Annotated in this window: 4 protein-coding genes and 1 pseudogene; 2 read left to right on the top strand and 3 right to left on the bottom strand. The window is 67.4% G+C overall.

Annotated features, from left to right (window positions below; translation table 11 throughout):
• Nucleotides 1-54: 54 nt before the first annotated feature.
• Together IY392_RS16880 and IY392_RS19520 are read right to left on the bottom strand one after the other, a co-directional pair.
• A complete protein-coding gene (locus IY392_RS16880; RefSeq protein ID WP_107755479.1) occupies nt 55-249 on the bottom strand; it encodes a ferredoxin in 195 nt (64 codons plus the stop codon).
• Nucleotides 250-305: 56 nt separating this feature from the next.
• Nucleotides 306-1805, bottom strand: coding sequence for a fatty acid desaturase (locus IY392_RS19520; RefSeq protein ID WP_194861856.1), 1500 nt, complete (start codon nt 1803-1805; stop codon nt 306-308).
• A gap of 215 nt (nt 1806-2020) precedes the next feature.
• On the opposite strand from IY392_RS19520, the gene IY392_RS16870 reads away from it, so the two are divergent.
• Together IY392_RS16870 and IY392_RS16865 are read left to right on the top strand one after the other, a co-directional pair.
• Nucleotides 2021-2494, top strand: coding sequence for a DUF4442 domain-containing protein (locus IY392_RS16870; RefSeq protein ID WP_194861855.1), 474 nt, complete (start codon nt 2021-2023; stop codon nt 2492-2494).
• Nucleotides 2495-2566: 72 nt separating this feature from the next.
• A complete protein-coding gene (locus IY392_RS16865; RefSeq protein WP_107755476.1) occupies nt 2567-3766 on the top strand; it encodes a TerC family protein in 1200 nt (399 codons plus the stop codon).
• A 5-nt stretch (nt 3767-3771) separates the two neighbouring features.
• Here the strand turns inward: IY392_RS16865 and IY392_RS19360 are convergent.
• Nucleotides 3772-4083, bottom strand: a pseudogene (locus IY392_RS19360) (hypothetical protein); the annotation flags it as partial.

The following is a 4083-nucleotide window of genomic DNA, read 5'->3' as shown; positions in this document are numbered from 1 at the left end:
CGCGCGCACCGGGCGGGACCCCTCGGCCTGGCCGGCACCGTAACCGGCCCCGGCCTACCCGGTCTCGCGGAGCGCCGCCATCGGGCACTTCTCGATGGCCTTGCGGGCCCTCTTCTGCAGTTCCTCGGGAACGTCCTCGACGAGCAGGCGCACCACCTCGTCGTCGTCGCCCAGGGCGAAGACCTTCGGGGCGAGCCCGACGCACACCGCCTGACCCTCGCACCGGTCCGGATCGATCGAGATCTTCATGGGTTACCTCCTGAAGGGAACGCTGGGAACGCTGGGAACACAGGGAACGACGGGGATCAGCTGACCGGAACGAAGTCGACCTTGTCCCGGACACCACAGTCGGGGCACTGCCAGTTGTCGGGGATCTCCGACCACGGGGTGCCGGGGCCGAAGCCCTCCCGCGGCTCTCCGAGCGCCTCCACGTAGTGGTGGCCGCAGTTGGGGCAGGCGTAGGTGCCGATCGGCGAGACGGCACCGCGGACCGCGTTCACGTCGGGCTCGGGATCCAGGACGGCGGTCGCCGTGGCGGACGGCGTCGTGGACGCATTCGACGCGGCGCTCGTCCCGGTGGCCGACGGAGCGGAGTAACGCGCGAGGATCCGCTCCCGCTTGGACGGCTGGATGTTGGCGCGGGTGACGTCGCCGTCGTAGTGCTCGAGGACCCGGTGGTCCATGATCCTGCGCCAGAGCGGCGGGACGTAGGCCACCACGATGAGCGCGGCGTACCCGGCGGGCAGCTGCGGGGCGTCGTCGGTGGTGCGCAGCACCTGGTAGCGGCGCATCGGGTTGGCGTGGTGGTCCGAGTGACGCTGCAGGTGGTACAGGAAGATATTGGTGACCAGGTGGTCGGAGTTCCACGAGTGCTCGGGCCGGCAGCGCTGGTAGCGACCGCTGTCGAGCTTCTTGCGGCGCAGTCCGTAGTGCTCGAGGTAGTTGACGACCTCCAGCAGGCTGAACCCGTACACCGCCTGCAGGATCAGCCAGGGCAGGACCTCGAGGCCGAAGGCGGCGGTGAGGGCACCGAACAGGACCACGGTCATGAGCCAGGCGTTGATGTTGTCGTTACGCAGGCTCCACGGGGACTTGCCGAGGCGAGCGAGACGATTCTTCTCCAGCTCCCAGGCCGAGACGAGGGAGCCTGCGACGCTGCGCGGCAGGAAGGCCCAGAACGACTCGCCGAGACGTGAGCTCGCCGGGTCCTCCGGGGTCGCGACACGGGCGTGGTGTCCACGGTTGTGCTCGATGTAGAAGTGGCCGTAGGCGGTGGTGGCCAGGGCGATCTTGGAGAGCCACTTCTCGGAGTTCTCGATCTTGTGGCCGAGCTCATGAGCGGTGTTGATGCCGATACCCCCGGCGATCCCCACGGCCCAGGCGATACCGATCTTGGCCACCAGGCCCAGCCCGCCCTCGTGGCCGAAGAACGACAGGTCGTCCGCGGTCCACAGATAGCAGGCCGTGATCAGGGCGGCGTACTGCACCGGGATGTACAGGTACGTACACCAGCGATAGAACGGATCGGCCTCCAGGCGTTCGATGACCTCCTCCGGCGGGTTCCGCCCGTCCACCCCGACGACCATGTCGAGCAGGGGGATGAACACGAACACGACGAAAGGCGCGACGAACCAGGCCACCACGGCGGCGGTGCCCCACCCGGCGTGGGAGAACCACGAGAACAGCCCGAGCGAGATGAACAGGGCGCCGGCCGGGATGAGCCCGAGTAGCCACAGGTATCGCTTGCCGTCAGTCCAGGGGTACGGCTGAGCCGCGGTCTCCTCTGTCTGGAGGTCGGTGTGCATCTGGAGGACTCCCTCGGTCGAACCCGGCGGCGTGTGTCGCACGCCACGTGATGCGTCCAACGTAGACAAACCACCGCCGTTTGTCTAGACAGCGGGGCTGATTTTGTCCACGGCTCGCCGCCATCGGGTCTCCGCGTTCGCCCAACCAGGGCTTCCACGCCCCGCCGGCGGGATCACCTGATTGAACTGACTCGCGGGTAAGTTACGATCTGGGCGTGCCCAAGACGCTGCTGCACCGATACACCTCCAGCCCCCGGGCGTTCCCTCTGCTGGCCTCCCTCTACCCGCCGCTGCTCGGCTCCGGCATCCGCATCCGGCACGTCGCCCCGGACTGGAGCCGCGGGGAGCTGAGCATGCACGTCGCGCCGTGGACCGCCAACACCAACGGCACCGCGTTCGGAGGCGCCCTGTTCGCCGCGACCGACGTCCTCTACGGGGCACTGCTGTCCGGCCAGCTCGGTGGCGGGTACCAGGTGTGGACCAAGAGCGCGACGATCGATTTTCGGGCTCCCGGCCGGGGCAGACTGCGGTGCGTGGTGGACGTCCCCGCTCCCGAGGCCGACGCCATCAGGCAGCAACTCGCCGAGCGGCCGAGCACCAGCGTCGTCCACACGGCGGTGGTGACGGACAGCCGCGGCGCGACGGTGGTGGAGGCGCAGCACACGATGTTCGTGCGGCGGAAAAACTGACCTGGGGCGACTCCGGTGGAGGCGCGTAGGATAATCCGGTCACTCGGCCTTCCTCGGAAAGGACACCCCCCGTTGGGAGCCTCCCCGCTCGCCTGGACCCTCGCGGTCTCACTCATCGTCGCACTGCTGCTGTTCGACTACTTCTTCCATGTCCGCAAGGAGCACATCCCGACGCTCAGGGAATCGGCCATCTGGTCCGCCCTGTACGTGGGCATCGCGATCGCCTTCGGTTTCCTGGTGTGGATCTTCGGCGGCACTCAGATGGGCGTGGAGTACTTCGCCGGGTACATCACCGAGAAGGCCCTCTCGGTGGACAACCTGTTCGTCTTCCTGCTCCTGCTGACCAGCTTCAAGGTCCCCCGCGCGGGGCAGCAGAAGGCGCTGCTGTTCGGCATCGTGTTCTCCATCATCGCGCGGACCGCCTTCATCTTCGTGGGCGCCGCTCTGCTCACCGCGTTCAGCGCGCTGTTCTACGTGTTCGGCATCTTCCTCATCATCACCGCGGGCCGACTCCTGGCCGAGGATGACGAGGACGACGACGCGGACAACGTCGTGGTGCGCCTGGCCAAGAGGTTCATTCCGGCGACCGAACACTACGACCACGACAAGCTGTTCACAATCGAGAACGGCAAGAAGGTCATGACGCCGATGATGATCGTCATGGTGGCGATCGGCGGCACCGACATCATGTTCGCGTTGGACTCCATCCCCGCGATCTTCGGTCTGACCCAGAACGTCTTCATCGTCTTCACCGCGACCACGTTCTCCCTGCTCGGTCTCCGCCAGCTGTACTTCCTGTTGGACGGCCTCCTCGACCGTCTCGTCTACCTCAAGTACGGCCTGGCGGCGATCCTGGGCTTCATCGGCGTGAAACTGGTCCTCCACGCACTCCACGAGAACAACCTGCCGTTCATCAACCAGGGCGAGCACGTCGACGTGGTGGAGGTGCCCACCTACCTGTCTCTCGGCGTCATCGTGGCGGTCCTCGTGGTGACGATCGTGGCCTCGCTGGTGAGCCCGGCCGGTAAGGCTCTCACCGTCCTCGGCAACCTCAGGCGGCACTCGCACGAGTACCTGAACAAGAACTTCACCGACGACCCCGTCGAGCGGGCCAAGTTGTGGGCCAAGATCCTCGAGAACGAGGACAAGCTCAAGACGATCGACCGGAAGTACTTCGGAACCGAGGGCGACGTCTGGGAGCTCGAGCAGCTACTGCGCCGGGTCTGGGACGATCACGCGCGCTATGAGCGCGCCACGGACTACACGCGCTGACGGGACTACGCGCTGCGTACGGCCCAGATCCCGAGCGGATCAGCGACCGGCTCGCCGAGGAGCGGTGGAAGCAGCGTGGTCCCCGGCCACCAGGATCTCAGGGCGGGCAGCACGCCGCCCGCGTCCGATGGCACGGTGCCCACCTGCGGACGACAGGCGTTCGCGGGAGCGGAGGGCCCCCGTACGACGAGGATCGTCCACCCGGCCCGACACAGGGCGACCAGGTGACGCTCGGCCCCGGCCCCGGCCGCCGGGCTCGTCCCCGCTCCCGACGACCGGCCAGGTGAAGCGACCGGCGATGCACCCGGGACCACCAC

Origin of the sequence: Dietzia sp. SYD-A1 (assembly GCF_015356725.1) — a bacterium.
In the GTDB taxonomy this organism is placed as follows: domain Bacteria; phylum Actinomycetota; class Actinomycetes; order Mycobacteriales; family Mycobacteriaceae; genus Dietzia.
The sequence above is the reverse complement of the archived record's forward strand: the minus strand, read 5'-3'. Positions and strand labels throughout refer to the sequence as shown.